Source organism: Aurantibacter sp. UH7 (genome assembly GCF_056839165.1).
Genome location: NZ_CM166388.1, coordinates 1,027,707 through 1,052,461 on the forward strand (window position 1 = coordinate 1,027,707; position 24,755 = coordinate 1,052,461).

General features: G+C 34.7%; 21 protein-coding genes. 8 read left to right on the forward strand and 13 right to left on the reverse strand.

Annotation, left to right across the window (positions count from 1 at the left end; translation table 11 throughout):
- Positions 1-105: 105 nt before the first annotated feature.
- The 4 genes from UH7x_RS04510 to UH7x_RS04525 form a co-directional block, all read right to left on the reverse strand.
- The gene (locus UH7x_RS04510; protein WP_482362530.1) at positions 106-984 is read right to left on the reverse strand and encodes a leucine-rich repeat domain-containing protein; all 879 of its coding nucleotides are present in this window, start codon (positions 982-984) and stop codon (positions 106-108) included.
- 229 nt (positions 985-1,213) lie between these two features.
- Entirely contained in the window at positions 1,214-2,107 is an 894-nt protein-coding gene (locus tag UH7x_RS04515; RefSeq protein WP_482362531.1) for a leucine-rich repeat domain-containing protein, read from the reverse strand.
- Between the two features lie 25 nt (positions 2,108-2,132).
- Entirely contained in the window at positions 2,133-3,011 is an 879-nt protein-coding gene (locus tag UH7x_RS04520; RefSeq protein ID WP_482362532.1) for a leucine-rich repeat domain-containing protein, read from the reverse strand.
- A gap of 171 nt (positions 3,012-3,182) precedes the next feature.
- A complete protein-coding gene (locus UH7x_RS04525) occupies positions 3,183-5,096 on the reverse strand; it encodes an ABC-F family ATP-binding cassette domain-containing protein (protein ID WP_482362533.1) in 1,914 nt (637 codons plus the stop codon).
- Positions 5,097-5,286: 190 nt separating this feature from the next.
- Here UH7x_RS04525 and UH7x_RS04530 point away from each other — a divergent pair, with 190 nt between their 5' ends.
- Positions 5,287-5,676, forward strand: a complete 390-nt coding sequence (locus UH7x_RS04530; RefSeq protein WP_482362534.1) for a DUF983 domain-containing protein — start codon at positions 5,287-5,289, stop codon at positions 5,674-5,676.
- On the opposite strand, the gene UH7x_RS04535 is transcribed toward UH7x_RS04530, so the two are convergent.
- The 9 genes from UH7x_RS04535 to UH7x_RS04575 all read right to left on the reverse strand — a co-directional run bounded on the left by UH7x_RS04535 (position 5,666) and on the right by UH7x_RS04575 (position 17,679).
- A complete protein-coding gene (locus UH7x_RS04535; RefSeq protein WP_482362535.1) occupies positions 5,666-6,721 on the reverse strand; it encodes an NAD(P)/FAD-dependent oxidoreductase in 1,056 nt (351 codons plus the stop codon). The genes UH7x_RS04530 and UH7x_RS04535 overlap by 11 nt on opposite strands.
- 99 nt (positions 6,722-6,820) lie before the next feature.
- Positions 6,821-7,723 carry a type IX secretion system ring subunit PorN/GldN gene (gene porN / locus UH7x_RS04540; RefSeq protein ID WP_482362536.1) on the reverse strand — a complete coding sequence of 301 codons (903 nt, stop codon included), beginning with the start codon at positions 7,721-7,723 and terminating at the stop codon, positions 6,821-6,823.
- 60 nt (positions 7,724-7,783) lie between these two features.
- Positions 7,784-9,343 (reverse strand): type IX secretion system motor protein PorM/GldM, encoded by a 1,560-nt coding sequence (gene porM / locus UH7x_RS04545; RefSeq protein ID WP_482362537.1) that lies wholly within the window; start codon positions 9,341-9,343, stop codon positions 7,784-7,786.
- A gap of 54 nt (positions 9,344-9,397) precedes the next feature.
- Positions 9,398-10,048 (reverse strand): type IX secretion system motor protein PorL/GldL, encoded by a 651-nt coding sequence (gene porL, locus UH7x_RS04550; RefSeq protein ID WP_482362538.1) that lies wholly within the window; start codon positions 10,046-10,048, stop codon positions 9,398-9,400.
- 108 nt (positions 10,049-10,156) lie between these two features.
- The gene (gene porK, locus UH7x_RS04555; RefSeq protein WP_482362539.1) at positions 10,157-11,518 is read right to left on the reverse strand and encodes a T9SS ring complex lipoprotein PorK/GldK; all 1,362 of its coding nucleotides are present in this window, start codon (positions 11,516-11,518) and stop codon (positions 10,157-10,159) included.
- 119 nt (positions 11,519-11,637) lie between these two features.
- Complete coding sequence (locus tag UH7x_RS04560; RefSeq protein ID WP_482362540.1) at positions 11,638-12,795, reverse strand: formimidoylglutamase; 1,158 nt, start codon at positions 12,793-12,795, stop codon at positions 11,638-11,640.
- Between the two features lie 162 nt (positions 12,796-12,957).
- Entirely contained in the window at positions 12,958-15,477 is a 2,520-nt protein-coding gene (topA, locus tag UH7x_RS04565; protein WP_482362541.1) for a type I DNA topoisomerase, read from the reverse strand.
- A gap of 119 nt (positions 15,478-15,596) precedes the next feature.
- Positions 15,597-16,862 (reverse strand): LVIVD repeat-containing protein, encoded by a 1,266-nt coding sequence (locus tag UH7x_RS04570; RefSeq protein ID WP_482362542.1) that lies wholly within the window; start codon positions 16,860-16,862, stop codon positions 15,597-15,599.
- Between the two features lie 88 nt (positions 16,863-16,950).
- Complete coding sequence (locus UH7x_RS04575) at positions 16,951-17,679, reverse strand: hypothetical protein (protein ID WP_482362543.1); 729 nt, start codon at positions 17,677-17,679, stop codon at positions 16,951-16,953.
- A gap of 147 nt (positions 17,680-17,826) precedes the next feature.
- Here UH7x_RS04575 and miaB point away from each other — a divergent pair, with 147 nt between their 5' ends.
- The 7 genes from miaB (at position 17,827) to groL (ending at position 24,750) form a co-directional block, all read left to right on the forward strand.
- Entirely contained in the window at positions 17,827-19,272 is a 1,446-nt protein-coding gene (gene miaB / locus UH7x_RS04580) for a tRNA (N6-isopentenyl adenosine(37)-C2)-methylthiotransferase MiaB (RefSeq protein WP_482362544.1), read from the forward strand.
- Between the two features lie 63 nt (positions 19,273-19,335).
- Entirely contained in the window at positions 19,336-20,613 is a 1,278-nt protein-coding gene (locus UH7x_RS04585) for a sigma-54 interaction domain-containing protein (protein WP_482362545.1), read from the forward strand.
- 81 nt (positions 20,614-20,694) lie between these two features.
- Positions 20,695-21,222 (forward strand): LptE family protein, encoded by a 528-nt coding sequence (locus UH7x_RS04590; RefSeq protein WP_482362546.1) that lies wholly within the window; start codon positions 20,695-20,697, stop codon positions 21,220-21,222.
- A gap of 127 nt (positions 21,223-21,349) precedes the next feature.
- Positions 21,350-22,243, forward strand: coding sequence for a hypothetical protein (locus tag UH7x_RS04595; protein WP_482362547.1), 894 nt, complete (start codon positions 21,350-21,352; stop codon positions 22,241-22,243).
- Between the two features lie 5 nt (positions 22,244-22,248).
- A complete protein-coding gene (gene secG, locus UH7x_RS04600) occupies positions 22,249-22,626 on the forward strand; it encodes a preprotein translocase subunit SecG (RefSeq protein ID WP_482362548.1) in 378 nt (125 codons plus the stop codon).
- 183 nt (positions 22,627-22,809) lie between these two features.
- On the forward strand, positions 22,810-23,088 hold the full coding sequence (locus UH7x_RS04605) for a co-chaperone GroES (protein ID WP_482362549.1): 279 nt from the start codon (positions 22,810-22,812) through the stop codon (positions 23,086-23,088).
- A gap of 24 nt (positions 23,089-23,112) precedes the next feature.
- A complete protein-coding gene (gene groL, locus UH7x_RS04610) occupies positions 23,113-24,750 on the forward strand; it encodes a chaperonin GroEL (protein ID WP_482362550.1) in 1,638 nt (545 codons plus the stop codon).
- The last annotated feature ends 5 nt before the right edge of the window (positions 24,751-24,755 follow it).

Consider the following 24,755-nt stretch of genomic DNA (forward strand, 5'->3'; position numbering starts at 1 on the left):
TGTAATGAGCCATGTTTACTTTGGTAAGATGAATTTTTAAATAGTTGACAAAAAAAAAGGGATGCTAATGCATCCCTTCTAATTTATTAAGTACTTAATTAAGTATTATTCGTCTTCAAATTTGTTATTAGCCATTCCACTATTATCAATTTCGTGCAATTGCTTGTATTTTATATTCAATTGTAGGTCATCTGTATCAAATGCCACTAAATCAATACTTTTCATTTCTTTAAGGCTTTCAAAAGAACTAAAACCGTTACCCTGAAGTTGTAAAAATTGAATATCCTTTAATGTTTCAATTCCTTCTGGCACTTCACCATTAAAGTTATTGAAGGATAACATTAATTCAGAAAGATTCTTCATTTTAGCAAAGCTAAAGTTAATCTCACCGCCTAATTTATTACCCGCAACACTAAAGTTAGTTAAGTTGGTTAAGCCAGCTACAGTAGCAGGCAAATTACCTTCAAAATAGTTATTAGAAAGGTCTAATATTTTAAGTTTCTTAGCTTCAGCAATACTAGACGGAATGTTTCCTTCCAATTTATTATCAAACAATATTAACTCCTCCAAATTCTGCAATGCAGTAAAATTCTTTGGTAAATTACCTTTTAAGCCATTCATTTCAAGTTTCACAACTTTAAGGTTAGTTAGCTTAGCAATCTCGCTAGGCAAATTACCTTCAAGATTATTAAAAGCTAAATCTAGTACTTCAAGCTTTTTAAGATTTTGTATAGTATTTGGAATTTCACCAACCAAGTTATTCTTGTATAAGTTTAATCCAACAACATGGTTGTTGATTACGTCTACACCATACCATTGGTTTACTGGTGTTTTTAAATTCCATTGTACAAGCCACGAATCACCGTTTGTAGCATTGTAAAGATCAATTAAGGCTGACTTTTCATTCTCTGGTACCTGCGCATGTATTGCAGTTTGAAAGAAGAAGATGAAAAGAAATGATGCATAAAGTAGTTTTTTGGTCATAATTATTAGATTTTGGGTTACAATAAAAATTCACTTGTTTTGTCAATAGTTGAAGGCCTTACGGGCCTAAATTTCAGGTTAAAAATTTTCAATAGTGAACTGATTGTTAGCTTTTAACGTAAAAAAACCGGTTTTCTGATATTTTCAACGAGTTTTTTTTTCATTTTGAATAAAAAAAAGGGGTGCTATTCACACCCCTTTTAACCAAACTAACTAAAGTTACACACAACTACTCATTATCATCATCTTCAAATTTCGTATCTGCCATACGAGATTTGCTGAAATTTGTTTCTTTAAAATCGATTTTTGAAGCTTCCTCTTTATCATAATCAAACACTAATAACTCGCGCGAGCTAAATTGCTCTAAGCTTTTAAAAGAATCGAATTTGTTATTTTGAATCTGGAATATCTCCAGACTAGCAAGCTGACCTACCTCCATTGGTATTTCACCATTGAATTCATTATTAGCGAGTACCAGCTCTTTTAAGTTGGTTAGATTACCTATTTGACTTGGTATAGCTCCTTTTAATCCATTTTCAAAAAGTCCAAGACTTTCTAATTTTGTTAAATCACCTAGTGCACTTGGAATAATACCTTCAAACTTATTACTAGATAAGTTTAGTATTTTCAAATTTTTCATCTTACCTAATGATTCTGGAATAGTACCCGAAATAAAATTATTGAAAATGGTAAATTCCTTAAGGTTTCTTAGTTTACCTATTTCCGTAGGTAAAGTACCATTCAACTTATTCATTTCAAGTTTTAAAACTATTAAATGTGTAAGATCTGTTAAGGTACTCGGCAAAGCACCTTCTATATTATTAAAAGCTAAGTTTAAATACTGTAATTTTTTCAGCTTATTAATGCTTTCAGGTAATTGGCCATTAAGATTATTTCTAAACAAATTTAATCCTACAACATGGTTACCAGAAAGTTCTACTCCATGCCAATTAGATACGGGCTCATTAATTTTCCATGGTTGATTCCAACTTTCTCCATCCATTGTGTTATACAAATCCACTAAGGCTTCTTTTTCTACTGAAGATACCTGTGCATTCACACTAAAAATAGCCGAGATACAAAGCACCGTAAATACGATAATATTTTGTCTCAATATTTTCATATTGTTATTCATTTTTCGGTCAATATTATTCATCTTCAAATTTTGTATCCGCAGTTCTAACTTCAGTATCCAGAAGTATAGATTCTATCGGATTATTAAAGTATTTATCTCTATTCTCATAATCCAACATAACTACACTAGTCTCCGCAGGCATGCTATTTTTAATATCCAACTGGTCAAAATTATTTCTTTGAATTTGGACAACTTTCAAATTCGGCAAACTAAAAATTGAACTTGGAAATTTACCTTCAAAATTATTTGCAGCTAATACAAGAGACTTTAAATTTTTCAAATTACTTAAGCTATCGGGTATATCTCCTTCAATTTTATTATGAGATATTTCTAATCTTTTTAAATTCTTTAATGTACCAATACCATCAGGCAATGTACCTGATAAAGAATTATCCGAAATAGAGATAATTTCAACTTCTTGAAAATTTTCCATCTCTCTAGGAAGCTCTCCACTCAACTCATTATGAAACAAATCGAGCACTTTTAGCTTATGCAAGTTGACTATCTCATTAGGAATCGTTCCTGAAAATTTATTTTTACCAAAACGCAACACTTCTAGTCGTTTTAACTGACCTATTGTAGTTGGAATGCTTCCTTCTAATTTATTAAAAGCTACATCTAGTTCTCTCAATTTAGATAGATCTCCAATTGATGCAAGTAGTTCGCCTTCTAAATTATTATCCATTAAATGTATAGCAACTACATTTCCTTTTTCTATAACCAAGCCATGCCAAGTAGATACTGGTTCATTTAAATTCCATTTCTGATTCCAATTCTCACCGGCTGTGCTATTATATAAGTCTATAAGGGCACGCTTTTCGCTTTTTGGCACAATAGCCATTATGCTTTGACAAGCAATAAAGAGTAAAACAAAGTATAGTTTCGTGTTCATCTGTAATAATTTGGTCTATTAGAAAATATTGTAATATCTCATAGGAATTACCCTACAAATAAACTTTTACGACCGCTAAAAAACAAATAATATCGACGAACGGTAACTTTTTGTTGTGAAAAGGCTGAATATTGTGGTAAAAAAAAATAGAAGGTGCATTACGTCTATTAATTACCCCAATTGCTCTAAATCTAATGTCGCTTTTTCCCACGCAACCATTAAATCTTCAAGGTCTTTTTTCTTACGATTGTATAAGTCAAAAAAATTGGTTTGCGCTATGGTAGCATCATAATTCATCAATAAATCATGATCATTCTCAGATATACTCTTTTCTAGATCAGCTATTTTCTTTTCAATTGAGCTAAGTTTGTTCTTAATTGATTTAATCTTTTTTTGATCTTTAAAGTTATTTTGACTCTTATCAGAGACTACTTTCGCTTTTTGAACTTCTTGTTTCTTCTCAATTGCTCTAAAATTTGCTGCTTTACGTTGTTCTAGGTAGTAGTCAATATCTCCTAAATACTCTTTTATTTTTCTATCCTTAAACTCATATACTTTATTCGTAAGCCCCTGTAGAAAGTCTCTATCATGTGAAACAACTATTAAGGTACCTTCAAAATTTTGCAATGCTGTTTTTAGAACATTTTTAGACTGAATATCCAAGTGATTGGTAGGTTCATCCATCACTAAAACATTAAAAGGCTGTAAGAGCATTTTTGCTAACGCCAACCGATTTCGTTCACCACCTGAAAGTACCTTAACATACTTCTCTACTTCTTCACCACGAAATAGAAAAGAACCCAATATATCTCTAACCTTACTTCTATTTTTCTCATTAGCTGCATCAATCATTGTATCTAAAATGGTTTTACTACCATCTAAATATTCAGCTTGATTCTGGGCAAAATAGCCTATTTCAACATTATGCCCTAATTTTAGGTGGCCGTCATATTTTAAATCACCCACCATTATTTTAGCCAAAGTAGATTTACCTTGTCCATTCTGTCCAACAAAAGCTGTTTTACTATTTCGTTCAATAAGTAAATCAATATCTTTAAGAACTTGATGATCTCCATAACTTTTAGATAGCTCTTCAATTTCAGTTACTACTTTACCTGGAGTTACAGAAATAGGGAATCTAACATTCATCGCAGCATTATCATCTTGATCAACTTCAATACGGTCCATCTTATCTAATTTTTTGATAAGAGATTGGGCCATAGATGCCTTACTCGATTTTGCTCTAAATTTTTCAATTAATCGTTCTGCCTGCTGAATTTCTTTTTCTTGATTCTTTAGTGCATTCATCTGCTGTTGCTTTATTTCGCCACGCAGGGTTAAGAATTCGGTATACGGTTTGTTATAATCGTAAATACGGCCTAAAGAAATTTCTATAGTACGGTTCGTTACATTATCCAAGAACATTTTATCGTGAGAAACAATAACAACGGCACCTGTATGGCCTTTTAAAAATTGCTCTAACCATATAATAGATTCAATATCTAAGTGGTTGGTTGGCTCATCTAATAAAAGCACTTCATTACTCTGCAGTAAAAGTTTTGCCAATTCAATACGCATACGCCAACCACCCGAAAATGTATCCGTTTTTTTATCGAAATCTTCTCTCTTAAAACCTAAACCTTGTAGAATTTTCTCAGTATCGCCTTGGTAATTGTATCCACCAACTATCTCAAAACGATGTGTAAGATCACTTAAATCAATCATGAGTTGATTATACGTTTCCGATTCATAATCAGTACGTTCAACAAGTTGCTGGTTAATATTTTCTAATTGAGCTTCTAATGACTTAATCTCTTCAAAGGCTTGATAGGCCTCTTCCAATACTGTTCTTCCGACAACAAAATCTATATCTTGCTTTAAGAAACCAATATTCACATTCTTTTCAATGGCAATTGTACCAGTATCATAAGCCATTTCTTTAGACAACAGTTTCAGCAAAGTAGACTTACCAGCACCGTTTTTACCTATTAGTCCTACGCGGTCTCCACCGTTCAAACGAAACGATATTTCTTCAAATAAAAATTCTCCACCAAAAGAGACAGAAAGATTGTGTACGTTTAACATGTTATTGCCTTAAAACTTATGAGATTAATATTGAATTATTTGTGAGTCTTCGTTTTTGCATTATTTTAAAAACTATACGATTTAATTGAAAACATATTCCTTATAAAGAATCATTTTAATACTGATTTTCGCTATAGATATTAACATTAAAAAAAATGCAAAATATTATCTTTGCACAAAGAATTTGCAAATGTTAAAAAAAGGATCGAAAGCATACAGCATTTTAACAGGAACTTGTCCAAAATGTCATGAAGAAAGCATGTATAAGGACAAAAACCCCTATCATCTAGGAAATATTTTCGAAATGCACGATAGATGTTCGCACTGCAATACTAAATATAAGATAGAGCCTTCTTTCTTTTTTGGAGCTATGTATGTAAGTTATAGCGTTGGAATTGCTTTTGCTGTTGCAGCAGCTGTAATTTCTTATTTTGTTTTTAATGCTTCTTTGATGGGTATATTTATCGCTATTGTAGGTACATTAATTGTTTTTATGCCTTTTATTGTGCGTATTTCTCGTAATATCTGGATTAATTTTTTCATCCATTACGATCCAAATGCTGCGAAAGCTAAACTGTAGTATATTTTTTTCTAAATCGCTCAATATCCATTTCTGCAACTATTGGCTCATTATTTTCGATAGCATTATACAACTGTTCCGACGCATAAGGACCCACCATGACCCCTCTAGAGCCAAATCCGTTTAAAACATATATGTTTTTATGTTCTGGATGCCTACCAACCAAGGGGCGTCTATCTGTGACTGTAGGGCGAATACCTGCTACATGATCCACAACTTCATAATCGCACTTTAAAAAAGTCTCTAGTTTTTCTAAAAGTTCAGTTTTTGCTTCTTGTGTAGGTATATTCGTTTTATCTTTCCATTTATAGGTTGCACCTACTCTATACAAATCTTTACCAAAAGGAATAATAAAAATAGATGATTTAATGGCTAATGTTTCTTTTAGTTCGGGTGCTTTTATAGTAAGTAATTCTCCTTTTGTACCTGTTAAAGGCAAATAATTAAAGTAAGGGTTATTATGCAATCCAAATCCTTCAGCAAAAACTACACATTTGGCATTAATTCCGCCATAAGTGATACCACTTTCTACTTGTTCTAGCCTGCTATGGTTAAAAGTCTCATTTTTAAACCAACCTTTTTCAATCAAATAACCATTATAAGACTCTAGTAATAATTTCGTATTTATTCTACCCGTATTTAATACTTCGCCAAAGCCAAAAGGCGCATCAATACTTGGATTTTTGTTTGATATTATTGTAGTGGATAGAAATTCTTGCATTCCACTTTTATCAGAAGCTTCGAACCATAAGTTTTGTTCTTCTATAGATGCAAACCTTCTAACTACAGAAAGCTTATGATCTAATTTTACTTTTAACTTGTGTTCCAGGTTTTCGTAAAATGGAACAACCAATTCCATTTGCTCAAGTGCTTTCCAGGTTAACGAGAATCTTTTTAAAATTACCGGATTGTACATACCAGCGGCTACTTTAGATGATATCTGAGAAGCATCAGAAATCACTTTAAAAGATTTTCCATTTTTTTCTAGTGTCTCACAGAAAGAAACCCCAGCTATACCTAATCCTACTACAAGATAATCTAACATTTGGCAAAGGTAGAAATTGTAATTGGCATAGTAGAAATGAAAAAGCCTCAACATTGCTGTTGAGGCTTTTTTATCTATTGAATTGGAATAAATTCTGTCTTAATACGACCACATATCTTGTTCTCTATCTCTAATGACCTCTTTAATTCTTTTGGCCTCTAGCAATTGGAACAAAGCATTATCAGAAATATAATCGTTAACCTTACGGTCACCATGTACATTATCTTCTCTATAGATAACTCCGTTAAATCTACGAGAATTTAACAATGCGTCAAACGATATTGGCTGCGCTGAGTTTCTTTGATTAAAAACTTTGGCTTCATGTAAAATCTGCCTGGCACTCGGGTACCATACCCAAAAAAGTTCAACCATAGAATCACTTGCATCCATAGAATCATCATCAATAAAGTTAACATCTGGTGCTACTGGTGCAATACCTAATAAACGGTACTTAAGTTCACCTTGTCGTTTATCAAAATACCACATACCTTTTATACGGTATTCTTCGATATCGGCAGCTGTTAAATCTCTTTGATTAATATACTCTGCAGAAAGTTCTTCTCCAGCATTAATCTGCTCATAACCAAGATCAGTTGTATCCTTTTTTTGCAAAGTCGCTTGCAAATCAGAAAACTGTCTTTTCTCAGTAAAGTATGAATCTACATAAACATCTTGAAGTTTTCCATTCTTAATGTTTTTGATAAACACATCGTAAAGTGATCTTCTATCTGCACCTATATCGATAGTATCAATAGGGTAATATAGTGGGAAATTAACACGTTCATCAAGGTCAATTGTTTCCCATGTAGTTTTAGACCATAGGATATCTCTATCATCTACGTATCCGTATTCGAGTGGAGTATCGTCATCCAAAGCTTTTTGAGCTTCTGTTTTTACACCAATCTGTTCTGGCAATTTAGCGTTTAATATATTCGCTTGAGCCATCATAGATGCGGGCAGTAAGGTAACGGCTCCGATCAATAAAACATTTTTCCAATTCATGTCTGTTTGACTTTAAAATATCCGGACAATCAAAGTGACTGTCCGGACTTCAATTAATTATTAGTTTGTGATCTCCACAACAACCGGAGATACTTTCTTCAATTTATAACTCTTGTTATTTGTAATATAAGCGTTGATGTCAAAGATTTGAACAGCATCACCTCTCTTAGCTCTCTTAAGAGCAGACTTAGCTCTAGAATCTAATTTCTGACCGTTTACAGCTACAGTTGGCTGTCCAGGTACTTTCAATTTAAATCCACTTACTTTAAGATTTAAATCGAAATCGAAATCTTCAAGCATAGCACCAACAGTTGATACTTCTAAGTTCTTTCTAGGCATTTTAATGCTACCAGCTTCACCTCTAACAGATCCAGAAGGTCTTGGGATATCTTTAATTCTAAATTCAGATTTAGAAGATATTGCCTGACCATCAGGTAATGTACCAGAAGCAGTAATAGTAACCGTTCTTCCTGTACCAGGGTTCATAATATACTTACTACCACTACTTTGCTTAAGACCAGGAGCCGAAGCACGTACTTTGTTATTAGGAATACCAGGTATAGAAATTGACATTGGGTTAGATACACCACGATAAACAACGTTCATCTTATCAGCAGCAATTAATGCAGCATTAGGCTTACTTATAGTAGCAAATGAATTTTTCACAGGCACTTCAATCTCATCGCCATCTTGCTTAAAGAATAATTTACCAGCTACTTCGTGATCACCTGCATTACCAGATCCAATTAGCATTTTAATACCACCAGCTTCAATCTTATAATCTTTACCTTCAGAAAGTTTTCTTCCGTCTAAAGTTAATTCAGCTCTTACTGGAGTAGAAGAATTATCAGTTTTGCTGATAATAATTTTACCATCATACTTTTCTCCTGTATAGTAAGCAGACTTACTTGCGAAAAGAGAAGTTGCAAAGTTTTTCAATGATACTTGCTCAGTTAACTCACCAGCTAACATTGACTTCAAAGCATCTTCTTCAGTAGCTTTAACATCTGCTTGTAGTGCAGTTAATTTCGCTAAAGATGCTACAAGAGGAAAACCTTCATAATGATAGTTAATCCAATCTTGTTTCGTACCATCGCGTTTTTCAACTTTACCGTTAGCATCACCAGTTTCGAAACGAGTCTTAACTGCTTCTTTAACTGCTGTTGGTGCTATAGCTGCAACATTTATGCGGTAATCATTCAATCTTTTCATGAATTCTTTACCACCTGCTCCAAGCGCATCACCTTGAAAAAACTTCTGGTCTAACCAATCAGACTTATCCATTACGGTATAATCTTTTGGGTCTTCAACACCTTTCAGCATTCCTGACTTTAAACCTTCTAGATAGTCATAATAGTCTTTCGACATTTCTTTGATTTTCTGAGCATCTTTATACAGCTTGTCATACTTTGCTGCATCTTCAGATGCTTTTGTTCCAAGACTTGCCAAGAAAGCTTCATTACTTTCTATGGTCTTGACGTTAGAAGCTTCCATACGTTCATTCATAATTCCGAATGCCGCAAGAACTTCTTTACTCATATTTAGGGCCAGCATACAAATGAAAACCAGATACATTAGGTTTATCATTTTCTGACGTGGGGTTTCTTTTCCTCCTGCCATGTTTTCTAATCAGTTTTAATTAATACTCAATTTGGGGTTATTTACTAAAACTAATTAGCTTTTATTCATTGCAGTCAACATACCACCATAAACACCATTCAATGAAGAAAGGTTAGTAGCTAAAGATTGCATTTGGTCTTTTAAAGCGGCAGCATTTTGCAATTGCTCTTCATTTACTGAAGCTTGTTTGCTAGCACTTTCTAATTGTACTTTATATAAGCTGTTCAATGATTCCATTTGAGAAGCAGCCTGAACCATTTCGTCAGAATACTTTCTTGTAGATTCCATTGCATCAACTGTAGGTGCGATACCTTTTGCAGCTCCTTCGAAGTTACGGATGCTAGATCCTAAACTTTCCATAAGTTGTGCATCAACACCAGCTTCTTTTAATAACTCATCTAATTTACCAGATAATGAAGCTTCAGTTTCTTTGATTTCAGCTAATTCATTGCTTCTATTTTGAGAAGCACCACCAGCTAATTCTGGGTATACTAAAGACCAATCTAATTCATCATCTACAGGCTCAAATGCACTAATAGCAAAAATAAGTGCTTCTGTAATAAGTCCGATTGCAAGTAATAAACTACCTGTTAATGGGCCGAACTCCCAGTGTAAAATTTTGAATAATGCACCTATAATTACAATTGATGCTCCAAGACCATAGGCCATTGCGAATAATTTCTTTGTTGCTTTTGACTGTGCCATAATTTTTAATTTAATTTAAGTTTAATGTTAATAATAAGGATTTGGTTAACTTTTGATTTTATTTCTATCCTTAAAAATTTAAAGACAGGTTACTATTTAGGTTAATTTTTATTTTGTTAAGTTGAAATCTTCTTCTCCCATGTAATCTTGTACGGTTCTAAAACCTACATAACTACGAGCAGAATCAGCATATTCATAATCTCTTGTACTCACTTGCAAGAAATAAGCAACGTCTTTCCAAGAACCGCCACGAATAACTTTTCTTTCGTTCGGACCATTACTTCCGTTAGGGTTCATTGTAGAAACATAGTCGTATGAATCTGAATCGTAACTAGAATTTGTCCATTCCGAAACGTTACCAGCCATGTTATAAAGATTAAAATCGTTTGGCTCGTAAGATTTAGCTTCTACAGTATATAATGCTGCATCGGCTGCATAATCACCACGTTGTGGTTTAAAGTTTGCCATATAGCAACCTGTGTCGCTTATAACATATGGGCCACCCCAAGGGTATGTACCACCTTCGATACCACCTCTTGCTGCATATTCCCATTCGGCTTCAGTAGGTAATCTAAATTGATTAACAAACTGCTTACCTTTTTCTTTCTGATCGTCGTTTTTAAACTTCGTTCTCCAGTTACAAAAAGCTCGTGCTTGTTCCCAAGAGATACCTACTACAGGATATTCACTATAAGCATCATGCCAGAAATAATCGTTGTGCATTGGCTCATTATATGAATATTCGAAATCGCGAATCCATACAGTAGTATCAGGATAAATTTCTAACTCTTCATGTCTGATAAAGTCTTTTCTTCTACCCGTTTTAGAACGAGCAGCAGCAGCAATATCCATCCAGTTATACTTATATTTCAATTTGGTAACGTCAATTGTACGTTGACCATTATAAGATTCTTCTTCAGGAATATATAATGAATCCATAATCTCAGTATAGTACTCATCTGGATATTCAGAAGTATCCCAAATTAGATTTTCATCTAAATTTAGTCCTCTACCTTCATAACCAGTTTCTCCCATACCAGAATAATTATCCAACATGTATTTATCGTAAGCAGAAGATTTAGTTGTATCGGCATCTTTAAATGCATAATCACCAATACCACCATCTTCAGGGCCAAGGCCAAGTTCATCGGCAAGTATTGCTAATTTAGTTCGTGCAATAGAATCTTTCACCCATTCCACAAACTGTCGATATTCACTGTTTGTTATTTCCGTATCATCCATATAGAATGAACGTACTGTAACAGTTTTGGTTGGCGCGTTGAGCACTTTAGCTTGATCTTCTTCACTCTTACCCATAATGAAAGAACCCTGAGGGATCAATTCCATTCCGTAAGGTTTCTCAGGATACCAACGTTTTCCTTGAGCTCCGACTAGTTCTCCTTTTGTCTTAGACCCACAACTTGTGAGTAAAAAAACAAACGCTATAGATGATAACAATAGCTTTTTCATACTTTAGGTTAATTTCGATTATGGTTATAAACTGTAAACACATTATTTTTCTACTCACTAAAACTACATTTTGAGCAAATTATTGTGTCAAGTACTATGTAACTTTAAAAAAAACTTGATCAATTATACCCTTTCTTGTAGGCCTTAAACCAGCGTTCAGGTATATTCTGATCACAAGCGTCTAAATAGTCCTTTTCTGTGCAGGGTAATAACGACATCATATTTGCTTTAGTATGTGAAGTATAAATAGATGGAAGCTCTACCCACCATCTTTCTGTAAGATTACTTTTATAATAAACGAGATGCTCTGTTTCTGTAGGCACGTTATACTTGGTAAAATCTTCCTTATTAAGATATGGCGATTCTTTTATTCTAAAATTATGACCTTCAATAAAATACCAAATAATTTGCGCTACTAGTTGGCTAGATTGCATATTATTATCCATTTCATATACTCCAAAAGCATCAACACGATCACTAATACCGGCATATCTTGCCAATGTACACACTTCTCTACCAGTTAATCCGTTTGGCGAAAAGTTATCAGACATTCCCATTTCTGCAGCGCGAATAGCGCGTGTATCTAAGCTAACCATATTCGCATCGCGTAATGTTGGTTCTGCTAAACTCATATCAGAAGTTAACTCTCCAAGTCTGCATGAGTCGAAAAAAAGACGTTCCATAAGGTCCATTTCTTCTTGCGCATTAAAATAACTTTGATAAGCAAGATTTGAAAAATTGAACAGATTATTAGGTTTATCTGTAATAATTTTACTCATATAAGAGTGCGAAGAAATTAACTCATCATCAATTCCAAAGTCAAATCTACTATCTATAGATACTAGGTTAATCATACTTCTAATTCCGTCGAAAGCTCTATATGCTGGGTACGTAATATCTTGAGTAGCACCTATTATTATCGGAATTACATTTTCTTCAAGCAACCCAGCCACTACTTCTTTAACTACAAAATAAGTATCCTCTACACTTTCACCTTCCTCAATATCACCTAAGTCCACTAGAGTTGAATTCCAATTACCCATAAGTAATTTGTAAAATTGGATACGAATTGCAGTAGTATCTAATTTCTCTGTCTTCTTTTCGAAGGCATTTCTCGATTCTCTTACACCAATGAATGCCATTGATGCATTTGCTAAAACTGGCAAGCCTTTTTTAGCGGAATGTGCATGAATGTTCTTTCCTATTGATTGTTCTGGTAATAATTCGCAGTGCGCCAAAACTTTATCAGCGACTGGAACTAAAAAATCATAAGCCATTTAGTGTATTGTTTAGTGTTCACTTGCAAAGTTATCGGGTTAATATGTACGGAGCAATAGCAAATTGATAATTCTCTAAAGAATATTAGAGCACTCTTTATAGAAAGCAAAAGAGTCCTAAAAAATAAATTTTTAGGACTCTAGAATATTTGATCAAGAAGACTACTTCTTTGCTTTCGCTTTTGGTTTTGCTTTTGCCTTAGGCTTAGCCTTTGCTCTTGTTTTCTTCTTAGGTGTCTTTTTCTCAATTAACTCTTTGGCAGCATCTAGCGTAATTTTAGTAGCATCAACAGATTTTGCTATTTCTACCTTTATCTTACCCTTAATTATATTGTGACGACCCCATCTTGCTTTTTCAATACGGATGCCTTCTTCTTCCCAGTTCTGTACAACCTTATCAATTTCTTTCTGTTTTTTAACTTCAATTAGCTCAATTAAATCAGCTTCAGTTAAATTATCGAAATCATATTTCTTGTTTACGTTAATAAACATGCCATCCCATTTTATAAATGGTCCGAAACGACCAGTACCTTTGGTTACATCTTTATTTTCATAATTATAAATAGGAGCATCTGCTTTCTCTTTTTCAACAATTAGTTCGATTGCTCTATCTAAATCAACATCAAAAGCACTTTCACCTTTTGCTAAAGAGACAAATTTAGCACCAAACTTAACATATGGTCCAAAACGACCTACGTTGGCTAGTACTTCTTCACCTTTATATTCACCTAATGTTCTCGGCAATTTAAAAAGCTCCATTGCCTCATCATAGGTAATAGTAGCTAATGAGTGTTCTGGTAAAAGGCTAGCAAATTGCGGCTTTTCTTCTTCATCTGCCGTACCAATTTGTACCATTGGCCCAAAACGGCCCAAACGAACAGATACTTGTCTGCCAGTTTTTGGATCTTTTCCTAAAACTCTTTCTCCACTTGCACGCTCTGCATTCTCTTCAACATCAAGTACATTCGGATGAAAATCGTTATAAAAATCTTTAATTACTTTTTGCCAATCATCTGAACCTTCAGCAATCTCATCAAAATTCTCTTCTACTCTTGCCGTAAAGTTATAATCTAGAATATTTGCAAAATGACTTACTAAGAAATCATTTACTATCATTCCGATATCAGTAGGTACTAACTTACCTTTATCTGAACCTATAGTCTCTGTCAATTTCTTTTCTGCAATCGCATTATTTTCTAAAAGTAATTGCGCATAATTACGTTCAACGCCTTCAACAGTACCTTTTTCAACATACTTTCTATTCTGAATGGTAGAAATTGTTGGTGCGTAAGTAGACGGTCTACCGATACCTAATTCTTCTAATTTTTTCACTAAAGAAGCTTCCGTATAACGATAAGGAGGTCTTGTAAAACGCTCCGTTGCTGTGATGTAATTATTAATTAATCCATCACCAATTTTCATTGCTGGCAACATTCCTTCTTGTTCCTCTGCCTGATCTTCATCATCTAGACCTTCCATATAAACTTTAAGGAAACCATCGAATTTAATTACCTCACCATTCGCTGAGAAATCATCAGAATGTGTACTCGCTTTTATTTTAACGTTGGTACGCTCCAATTGCGCATCACTCATTTGTGAGGCAATGGTACGTTTCCAAATTAGTTCATATAATTTAGACTGATCGCGTTCTAAAGAAGGCGACTGATTTTTCATATCAGTAGGTCTAACTGCCTCATGCGCTTCTTGCGCACCTTTGGACTTACCTTTAAAATTTCGAACGGTACTATACGATTCACCATAGTTTTCTATAATGGCATCTTTAGCAGCATTTATCGCCTCGGTTGATAAATTCACACTATCAGTTCTCATATAAGTTATAAGTCCAGCTTCGTACAAACGTTGTGCAACCTGCATGGTTCTACCTACAGAAAAATATAATTTTCGTGAAGCTTCTTGTTGTAATGTCGAAGTTGTAAAAGGCGCTGATGGTGATTTCTTAGCTGGTTTTTTATCTAGATTACCAACAGAGAAATTTGCCCCTAGGTTTTTATCTAAAAATGCTTGCGCTTCTTTTTTAGATTTAAAAGTTTTATTAAGTTTTGCTTGAAAAACGCTACCTGTTTCTGTTTTAAATTCAGCAGCAATTTTAAATGATGCTTCTGGAGTAAATCCTTCAATATCTCTTTCGCGTTCAACAATTAAACGAACAGCTACCGATTGTACACGACCAGCAGAAAGACCTGGTTTAATTTTTTTCCAAAGTACTGGAGAAAGTTGGTATCCTACTAAGCGATCCAATACTCTACGTGCTTGCTGCGCATTTACAAGGTTATAATTGATATCTCTTGGATTCTCAATTGCCTTTTGAATTGCAGATTTAGTAATTGAATTAAAAACTATTCTTTTTGTCTTTTCTTTATCGAGACCTAAGGTTTCACTTAAGTGCCAAGATATTGCCTCTCCCTCGCGGTCTTCATCACTCGCGAGCCATATAGTTTCTGCTTTCTTTGCTAAATCTTTTAATTTTTTGACTAATGCTTTCTTATCTGTGTCAACTATATATTTAGGCTCGAAGTTATTATCAACATCAACCCCCAATTCTTTTGAAGGCAGATCTGCAATGTGCCCAAAGCTGGACTCCACTTTAAAATTTTTACCTAGAAATTTCTCTATAGTCTTTGCCTTTGCAGGTGACTCAACGATTACTAAATTCTTAGCCATGTAATTAAATTTGAGGGCACAAATGTATATCAAAAAATTTATATCAACTCGTACCTTAATATATATCCAAAAAAAACACCCCTAAAAAAGGGGTGTTTCAACATCTATTTTTATGAACCCTATTTCAAATCTAACGTACTGATCAACTCAATATTGTTATCTAAATAAGTGTACTGGTATAAAACTTGATCACCGACCATAAGAAGATTTTCAGCTAACGGAATTACGTCAAAGGTATTAATATCAGCAAAGTGGTTCAGTGAAACTAAATTTTCAACATCCGTTTTATCATAAACTTTCAATCCAGATTCGCCATCACAAACGAAAAGTTTTTCATCTTTTATTCCAAGACCATACGGGCTATCCATCGCATATGAAGTTTTTAATTCAGGATTACTAATATTCGATATATCGATTATAAAAAGTCCACTTTCGGTAGCACCACAATTATTTCCACCTCTTAGGGTCACATAAGCATAATCGCCATCGACAACTACAGGATCGCAAGCAGTACCGTGTTCAAATTCTGAAACAAATACTGGTTTATCGGGCGATGAAATATCATAAATATACATACCACGCATACTACCTAAAAACAAATGTTGATCTCGATGAAAAATAGTTTCTATATCGAAACCAGCATAAACATCTTCTAAGTCTAATGGATTTTCTAAGTCCGATATTTCAAAAATATTGATGTAATGGCTATCCACTGCATAAAGAAAATCGTCAACTATTTTAAAACGTGCTAACGAACCACCTTGCCCAGTATCGCCTCCGGCATCAGATGTATTTGCGGTTTCAAACATTACATCACCACCGCGAAAAAGATATTTTTCTTCGTATTCTTTTTCCGTCATAAAAACGGATTCAGTTTCCCAACCAATCTGCACATCACCAGAAGCCGAACCATTATCCCAATCAAAAATATCAGCTTCCACAGGCCATACTACATATTGCTGCAACACATTTTCCAATCTTTTTACTTGGGTGATTGCATTGATGTCTGATATATCGAGAACTATTAAGTCCATAATACTATCGGCATATAAATAATCATCTTTTATAGAAATATCTACATTACCAGCTATTTTTATAAACGTGATTTTTTTAGGAGCAGTTGGATCCGTATTATCGATTACATGAACCCCTTGGTATTTATCGTTTACAAAAATGTAATTCTTATACGCATAAATTTTACCCGATTCATCAATAGCTTTCGGCGGTAAAATAGTGACGCTGTTTCTAAAATCTGTCTGAGACATCATCAGGGGCGTAGCGACAATATATTCAACATCCATATCGGAGTTAGAATTGTCATCTTCGTTACAAGAAACAAATGCTAAACCAAAAGTTAATAGCATCAAGAGATACGCTTTTTTCATAATTTTTACTTTTTGTAGGGTTGTGCTATTTAGATGGCTAGCCCTGCAAAAGGTTGCGTTCTTGATCGACCAACGGAAAATTAAATACCTATTCTTCTATCGGAAAACCAACTCCATCTTTATACATAAAATAGACTGGGACCTTCGATAGCATCGCGGTAAACAATACACCTACAAAACATAAAAACATACCCAATTGAGCTATAAAACCCATTACGAAAATCAATAAGAAAATTACAATCCAGTTTTTATTTCCAAGCTTAAAACTTGCTTTTACCATTTCCATAGGTGAAAGCTCTTCATCAAAAGCCATAAATGCGGGCACTAAAGAGATGGGCACCATCATATAAATTAATCCCACGCCACAAGCTAGCATACCTAACAAAGACAAAGCAAAGACAATTAACGAAAGCATAAATAACTTTCCTAAATTCTTTCCTTTCAAGAAATAAAAATAATCATCCTTAGCCATTAAATTTAAATCCTTATGCTTGCAAATACGCAAAAAAGCCGCATTTAAAGCCAAAGCTATCATCATAAAGATGACCATAAATATGGGCATTAACACAAACATTAAAAGCATAGCAACCGGAGGCATATTAACAGTTTGTAGTGCTTCAGGGTCAGATATTCCCATTGCAATCATGGGGGCATACATTGCCAAATAGAATGGCAACATACAAACAATGGTAAGCAACAGCGTTACAAAACCTTGCACCCACACTAATTTAAATAGATCGAAAGTTCTAGAAAAAATAGAGCCAAAATCTAAAGCAATATTTTCATCAATTTTATGTAAAACGGTTTCAAAATTCATATGGTTGTTTTTATTTAAAGTACTATTTAATTATCTAGAAACGAGACCTTCCTTAAAATAGTGCTAAAAAACACTGTCATATTGTCACGTTTTTGAATATAGTACTATCTTTGCAGACCCTATTTTCGGGTATGCATATTTTAATAGATGGAGAAAATTATTGACGAATCGGCTCAAGGAACAACCTTAGCAATAGAAAACAAGAGTGATAACGGACGTAAGCTTTATATAGAAAGCTATGGCTGTGCTATGAATTTTTCTGATAGTGAAATTGTTGCATCCATATTATCAAAAGAAGGTTTTAACACTACCGACACTTTAGAAGATGCCGATTTAGTATTAGTTAACACCTGCTCTATTCGCGAGAAAGCAGAGCTAACGGTACGCAAACGTCTCGAAAAATTTAACGCCATTAAAAAAACCAGACCCCATATGAAAGTGGGTGTTTTAGGTTGTATGGCCGAGCGTTTAAAAAGCAAATTTCTTGAAGAAGAAAAAATTGTGGATATGGTTGTAGGTCCCGATGCCTATAAAGACCTTCCGAATTTAATACAAGAAATTGATGAAGGTCGCGATGCGGTTAATGTTATACTTTCGAAAGAAGAAACCTATGGTGATGTAGCTCCTGTTCGTTTGAACACGAATGGCGTTAATGCTTTTGTATCGATTACCAGAGGTTGTGATAATATGTGTACATTCTGCGTTGTACCTTTTACGAGAGGGCGCGAACGCAGTAGAAACCCGCAGTCTATACTTGAAGAAATTAACGATTTAGCCGAAAGAGGTTATAAAGAAATTACGCTTTTAGGGCAAAATGTAGATAGCTATTTATGGTATGGCGGCGGATTGAAAAAAGATTTCGTTAATGCATCAGAAATGCAAAAAGCTACGGCGGTAGATTTTTCTAAACTATTAGAAATGTCGGCACTTGCACATCCTAAAATGCGAATTCGGTTTTCAACATCTAATCCACAAGACATGACTTTAGATGTTATTCATATGATGGCGAAGTATGAGAATATCTGTAATTACATTCATTTACCGGTGCAAAGCGGAAGCAACCGTATTTTAAAGGAAATGAACCGATTACATACCCGTGAAGAGTATTTTGAATTGATCGATAATATTCGAAAAATAATTCCGAATTGTTCTATATCACAAGATATGATTACTGGTTTCCCTACTGAGACTGAAGAAGACCATGAAGATACATTGTCTTTAATGGAGTATGTAAAGTATGATTTCGGATACATGTATGCGTATTCTGAAAGACCAGGAACATCAGCCGCTAGAAAACTGGAAGACGATGTACCCTTAGAAGTTAAGAAAAGAAGATTAGCAGAGGTCATTGCAGTACAGCGCGAGCATTGCAAACTGCGAACCACAGCACATTTAGGTAAAACGCAAGAAATACTTATTGAAGGAACTTCAAAAAAGAATGAGAACCATTGGATGGGTAGAAACGAGCATAATACAGTGGCTGTTTTTCCAAAAGAAAATTACAAACTAGGAGATTTTGTAAATGTAAAAATGGAAGAATGTACCTCCGCCACTTTAATAGGCAAAGCAGTAGGATTAAGCCATAACAATTAATAATACTGGAGATTTCAATAGCAATAGACAAATGTGAGAATCACCAAAATAGAAACTAATTAGATGGATAACGTACAAGCTATAAAACAACGATTTGAAATCATCGGTAACGATGAAAAACTAAATCGTGCCTTACAAAAGGCAATTCAGGTAGCACCTACAGATATATCTGTTTTGGTAACAGGTGAAAGTGGTGTTGGTAAAGAATCTATTCCTAAAATTATACATTCACTTTCGCATCGCAAGCATGCAAAATATATTGCTGTAAACTGTGGTGCCATACCAGAGGGCACTATAGACAGTGAACTTTTCGGTCATGAAAAAGGTGCCTTTACAGGAGCCACACAAACCCGTAGTGGTTATTTTGAGGTTGCCGATGGTGGTACTATTTTTTTAGATGAAGTTGGCGAACTACCGCTAACCACGCAAGTTAGATTGTTACGTGTTTTAGAAAATGGGGAGTTCTTAAAAGTAGGATCTTCGCAAGTTCAGAAGACAGATGTACGTATTGTAGCTGCTACGAATGTGAATATGTTCGAGGCGATAAAAAAGGAAAAATTTCGTGAAGATTTGTACTATAGATTAAGTACAGTTGAAATCGGAATTCCGCCATTGCGAGAAAGAAAAGAAGATATACACTTATTGTTTCGCAAGTTCGCATCCGATTTCGGCAAGAAATATAAAATGCCAACCATACGATTGGATGACGATGCTGTTCAGTTGTTATTAAAATACAGATGGCCTGGTAACATTCGTCAATTGAGAAATATAGCAGAACAAATTTCGGTATTAGAAGAAGGCAGAAGCATTTCTGCAGTTACGCTAAATAGTTATTTACCGAGTGCGAGCAGTTCAAATTTACCTGCAGTAATCGGACGGGATAAAAAAGAAAGCGATTTTAGTAACGAACGCGAAATTTTATATAAAGTGCTTTTTGATATGAAAGCCGACCTAAACGATTTAAAAAAATTAACCCTTTCATTATTAAAGAATAACGATACCGAAAAAGTACAAGAGGAAAATGAATCGTTAATTAATAAAATCTACGGTGACAATGATAAAGAAATTGAAGATGCAGAAGAAGACACCTCTTCTTTAGAAGTCTTACAATTACCACAACCTACTGAAGAACAAGCCTATATTCAACACCAACCGCAAGACGACCGATATCATTTTGCAGAAGAAATTGAAGAAGAGGAAACCTTATCTTTACAGGATAAAGAAATAGAGTTAATTAAAAAATCATTAGAACGCAATCGAGGAAAACGAAAAGCAGCAGCGGCAGAATTAGGAATTTCGGAACGCACATTGTACCGGAAAATTAAGCAGTACGATTTATAGACTATTGGCAGTTAAAAAAAAGAATAAAACCACCAACGTACCACGAGCACTAAAAGAGAGTATAAATTGAAAATTAAGATTGTGAATTTAAAACGAGCTTTCGGCATATTGGCATTGGTTATATGCACTTCTTTTTTAAGCGGATGCGGTATCTACAATTTTACGGGTGGTAATATTGGTACGGCAGCAACCTTTCAAATTCCTAATTTTCAGAATTTCGCGACTCAGAATCCAGGTTCTACATTCGAACCAGGGCTAGCACGAGATTTTACATTGGCATTACAAGATCGTATTTTAAATCAGACGAGTTTAGATTTAACCAATACTGGGGATTCCGATTTGCGCTATGAAGGCGAAATAATGGAATACCGTGTTTCACCAATGACGGCAACTGCGCAGCAAACGGCAGCACAAAATAGATTGTCAATGGCAGTAAAAGTTCGCTTTTACAATCGAACAAAAGAAGATGCTGATTTTGACCAACGTTTTTCTTTTTTCTATGATTTTCCGGCGACACAAAATTTACCATCTGTAAAAGATGAAGCACTAGAAGTTATTTTTGAACGTATCACGCAAGATATTTTTAATGCCTCACTAGCAGATTGGTAGCAGTTTAGATTAAACTAAAATTTTTAACAGCACTTATTATTTTTGCACTCATTACTGTTTACCAATTATTGATTACTTTTTACTTAAAACTATTTACTTTGTACTAATTACTAGTTACTTTCAACACATGAACGTACAAGATTTTTCATATCTACTACAACATCCAGGGAAGGCGATTTCTCCCGAATCGACCAAAGAATTGGATGAAGTACTTTCAACCTATCCCTATTTTCAGGCTGCCCATGCATTACATTTAAAAGGATTAAAAAACAATCATAGTTTTAAATACAACGATGCTTTAAAGGTTACTGCAGCACATACTGCCGATCGCGATATTTTGTTCGATTTCATCACATCAAAAGATTTTATTCAAAATAGCATTGCAGATACAATATCGGGTAGAACTACGCCACTTGTAGAAACCGATGTTATTCTTGAAGAAATTGTTCCGGAGAAAAAAGAAGTAAGGAATATCATTGAACCATCTGAAGACGCACCATTACCGCAAAATCTAAAAGATGCCGATAATATACTAGACCCTAAAATCTTCGAATCGAAAAAAGAAGCAGAAAAAAAATTACAAATAGGCGAACCCTTAAAGTTCACGAAAAGAGAACGGCATTCGTTTTCCGAGTGGCTTCAAGTTACCACTTTAAAAGCTATCGACACACCAACGACCCCTCCAAAAACTATTAAAGAAGCTGACATTGAAGCTATTGAATTCCCAATAGAAGAAGAAATACCGAAAAGCAAGCAATCGCATTTAATCGATAAATTCTTAGAAGACAAGCCGAAAATTAAGCCCACTGATAATGTAAAACCGGTAAATATAAAAGAGTCCGTTCAAATCGATAAAAACGAATTGATGACAGAGACTTTAGCCCGCGTGTATTTGGAGCAAAAAAAGTACAAGAACGCCATACAGGCCTACAAAATATTAAGTTTGAAATATCCGGAAAAAAGTGGTTTCTTTGCAGACCGAATTCGGGCAGTAAAGCAATTGCAACAAGAAAATAAGTAGTAAAAATGGGTACTTTTAATATATTTTTGATTCTTATCATCGTCGTATGTTTCCTATTGGTTTTGGTAATTATGGTACAAAATCCTAAGGGTGGCGGCTTATCATCGTCTTTTGGTGGTGGCGGTAGTCAAGTAGTAGGTGGTGTTAAGAAAACAGGTGACTTTTTAGATAAGAGTACTTGGACACTAGCAATATTACTTATTGTTTTAATTCTTGCTTCGAATGTTGCTTTAAAAGGTGATTTTGGAACAGCAGACTCAAAATTATTGGATGGTGACGATATTGAAACTACAATACCAGAATCTATTCCGGAGTCAATTCCAGAATCTGCACCGGTAACTGCACCAGCAACAGAAGGTACAGATCCGACTGACAGCTTATAAAATTCGAAACTTCATAAAGCGCTTTAAAGCCTTTACGAACTTTCATTTAGCATATACATGACAAGAAAATGCCAGCTTAATGACAAGCTGGCATTTTTGATTTACAATATGTCAGTTTTTAAGCAGTGGCACAATTTCTGCCTATTATAGCCAGAACCTAAAAATTTAATAAAACTAGAAAATATGGCCAAAGTTAACATTAAGCCACTTGCTGACAGAGTTCTTGTGCAGCCAATGGCAGCTGAGACTAAAACAGCATCTGGTATCATCATTCCTGATACTGCAAAAGAAAAACCTCAAAAAGGAAAAGTTGTTGCAGTTGGTCCTGGTACTAAAGATTACGAAGTAACAGTAAAAGTTGGAGACAGCGTACTTTACGGAAAATTCTCAGGTACTGAGCTTAAACTAGAAGGAACCGATTATCTAATGATGCGCGAAAGTGACATTCTAGCAATCGTTTAACAACTAAACAAAGAACATTTTATTATGGCAAAAGATATTAGATTTGATATTGAAGCACGTGACGGACTCAAAAGAGGTGTAGATGCTTTAGCAAATGCAGTAAAAGTAACATTAGGCCCAAAGGGTAGAAATGTTATTATTAGTAAATCATTCGGAGCACCTTCAGTAACTAAAGATGGTGTATCTGTAGCAAAAGAAATCGAATTAGCAGATCCATTAGAAGATATGGGCGCGCAAATGGTAAAAGAAGTTGCTTCTAAAACCAACGATCTTGCTGGTGATGGTACAACTACCGCTACAGTTTTAGCGCAATCTATCGTAAAAGAAGGATTGAAAAACGTTGCCGCTGGTGCAAATCCAATGGATTTGAAAAGAGGTATTGACAAAGCAGTTGAAGCAATTGTTACCAACTTAGCTAAGCAATCTAAAAAAGTAGGTGATTCTTCAGAAAAAATTAAGCAAGTAGCTTCTATTTCTGCGAACAACGACGAAACAATTGGTGATCTTATCGCTGTTGCTTTTGGTAAAGTTGGTCAAGAAGGTGTAATTACTGTTGAAGAAGCTAAAGGAACAGATACGTATGTAGATGTTGTTGAAGGTATGCAATTCGACCGTGGTTATCTTTCTCCGTACTTCGTAACTGATACGGATAAAATGGTTACTGAATTAGAGAACCCGTACATCTTATTGTTCGACAAGAAAATTTCGAACTTACAAGAGATACTTCCTATTCTTGAGCCTGTTGCTCAAAATGGTCGTTCTTTATTAATTATTGCTGAAGATGTAGATGGTCAGGCACTAGCTACTTTAGTAGTAAACAAATTAAGAGGTGGATTAAAAATTGCTGCTGTAAAAGCACCAGGTTTTGGTGACAGAAGAAAAGCAATGTTAGAAGACATCGCAATCTTAACTGGTGGTACTGTAATTTCAGAAGAAAGAGGTTTCTCTTTAGAAAACGCTTCTTTAGATATGTTGGGTACTGCAGGTAGTGTAACTGTTGATAAAGACAATACAACTATCGTAAACGGTGAAGGTGTAAAGAAAGATATTAAGGCTCGTGTAAACCAGATTAAATCTCAAATCGAGACAACTACTTCTGATTACGATCGTGAAAAACTTCAAGAGCGTTTGGCTAAATTAGCTGGCGGTGTTGCTGTACTTTATGTAGGTGCTGCTTCTGAAGTAGAAATGAAAGAGAAGAAAGATAGAGTTGATGATGCATTACACTCAACGCGTGCAGCTGTTGAAGAAGGTATTGTTGCTGGTGGTGGTGTTGCTTTAATCCGCGCTAAAAAAGTACTTTCTAAAATCGCTACAGATAATGCAGATGAAGAAACAGGTGTACAAATTGTAGCTCGTGCAATTGAAGCTCCATTGCGTACTATCGTTGCAAATGCAGGTGGCGAAGGTTCAGTTGTTGCTGCTAAAGTACAAGAAGGTAAAGATGATTTCGGTTACGATGCTAAATCAGACAAGTATGTAGATATGCTTAAAGCTGGTATTATTGATCCAACTAAAGTAACACGTGTAGCGTTAGAAAATGCTGCTTCTGTTGCTGGTATGATCTTAACTACAGAATGTGCTTTAATCGATATTAAAGAAGAAGCTCCTGCAGCTGGTGGCGGTCATGGTCATGGCGGTGGTATGCCAGGCATGATGTAAATCAT

Bases quoted from the DNA above. Each gene is read 5' to 3' on its own strand.
- porL (WP_482362538.1), bottom strand. From the start codon at position 10,048: ATGGCACAGTCAAAAGCAACAAAGAAATTATTCGCAATGGCCTATGGT.
- porM (WP_482362537.1), bottom strand. From the start codon at position 9,343: ATGGCAGGAGGAAAAGAAACCCCACGTCAGAAAATGATAAACCTAATG.
- UH7x_RS04595 (WP_482362547.1), top strand. From the start codon at position 21,350: ATGAACGTACAAGATTTTTCATATCTACTACAACATCCAGGGAAGGCG.
- groL (WP_482362550.1), top strand. From the start codon at position 23,113: ATGGCAAAAGATATTAGATTTGATATTGAAGCACGTGACGGACTCAAA.
- topA (WP_482362541.1), bottom strand. From the start codon at position 15,477: ATGGCTAAGAATTTAGTAATCGTTGAGTCACCTGCAAAGGCAAAGACT.
- UH7x_RS04530 (WP_482362534.1), top strand. From the start codon at position 5,287: ATGTTAAAAAAAGGATCGAAAGCATACAGCATTTTAACAGGAACTTGT.
- UH7x_RS04560 (WP_482362540.1), bottom strand. From the start codon at position 12,795: ATGGCTTATGATTTTTTAGTTCCAGTCGCTGATAAAGTTTTGGCGCAC.
- UH7x_RS04605 (WP_482362549.1), top strand. From the start codon at position 22,810: ATGGCCAAAGTTAACATTAAGCCACTTGCTGACAGAGTTCTTGTGCAG.
- UH7x_RS04570 (WP_482362542.1), bottom strand. From the start codon at position 16,862: ATGAAAAAAGCGTATCTCTTGATGCTATTAACTTTTGGTTTAGCATTT.
- UH7x_RS04510 (WP_482362530.1), bottom strand. From the start codon at position 984: ATGACCAAAAAACTACTTTATGCATCATTTCTTTTCATCTTCTTCTTT.
- UH7x_RS04575 (WP_482362543.1), bottom strand. From the start codon at position 17,679: ATGAATTTTGAAACCGTTTTACATAAAATTGATGAAAATATTGCTTTA.
- secG (WP_482362548.1), top strand. From the start codon at position 22,249: ATGGGTACTTTTAATATATTTTTGATTCTTATCATCGTCGTATGTTTC.
- porN (WP_482362536.1), bottom strand. From the start codon at position 7,723: ATGAATTGGAAAAATGTTTTATTGATCGGAGCCGTTACCTTACTGCCC.
- porK (WP_482362539.1), bottom strand. From the start codon at position 11,518: ATGAAAAAGCTATTGTTATCATCTATAGCGTTTGTTTTTTTACTCACA.
- UH7x_RS04515 (WP_482362531.1), bottom strand. From the start codon at position 2,107: ATGAAAATATTGAGACAAAATATTATCGTATTTACGGTGCTTTGTATC.
- UH7x_RS04535 (WP_482362535.1), bottom strand. From the start codon at position 6,721: ATGTTAGATTATCTTGTAGTAGGATTAGGTATAGCTGGGGTTTCTTTC.
- miaB (WP_482362544.1), top strand. From the start codon at position 17,827: ATGGAGAAAATTATTGACGAATCGGCTCAAGGAACAACCTTAGCAATA.
- UH7x_RS04525 (WP_482362533.1), bottom strand. From the start codon at position 5,096: ATGTTAAACGTACACAATCTTTCTGTCTCTTTTGGTGGAGAATTTTTA.
- UH7x_RS04520 (WP_482362532.1), bottom strand. From the start codon at position 3,011: ATGAACACGAAACTATACTTTGTTTTACTCTTTATTGCTTGTCAAAGC.
- UH7x_RS04585 (WP_482362545.1), top strand. From the start codon at position 19,336: ATGGATAACGTACAAGCTATAAAACAACGATTTGAAATCATCGGTAAC.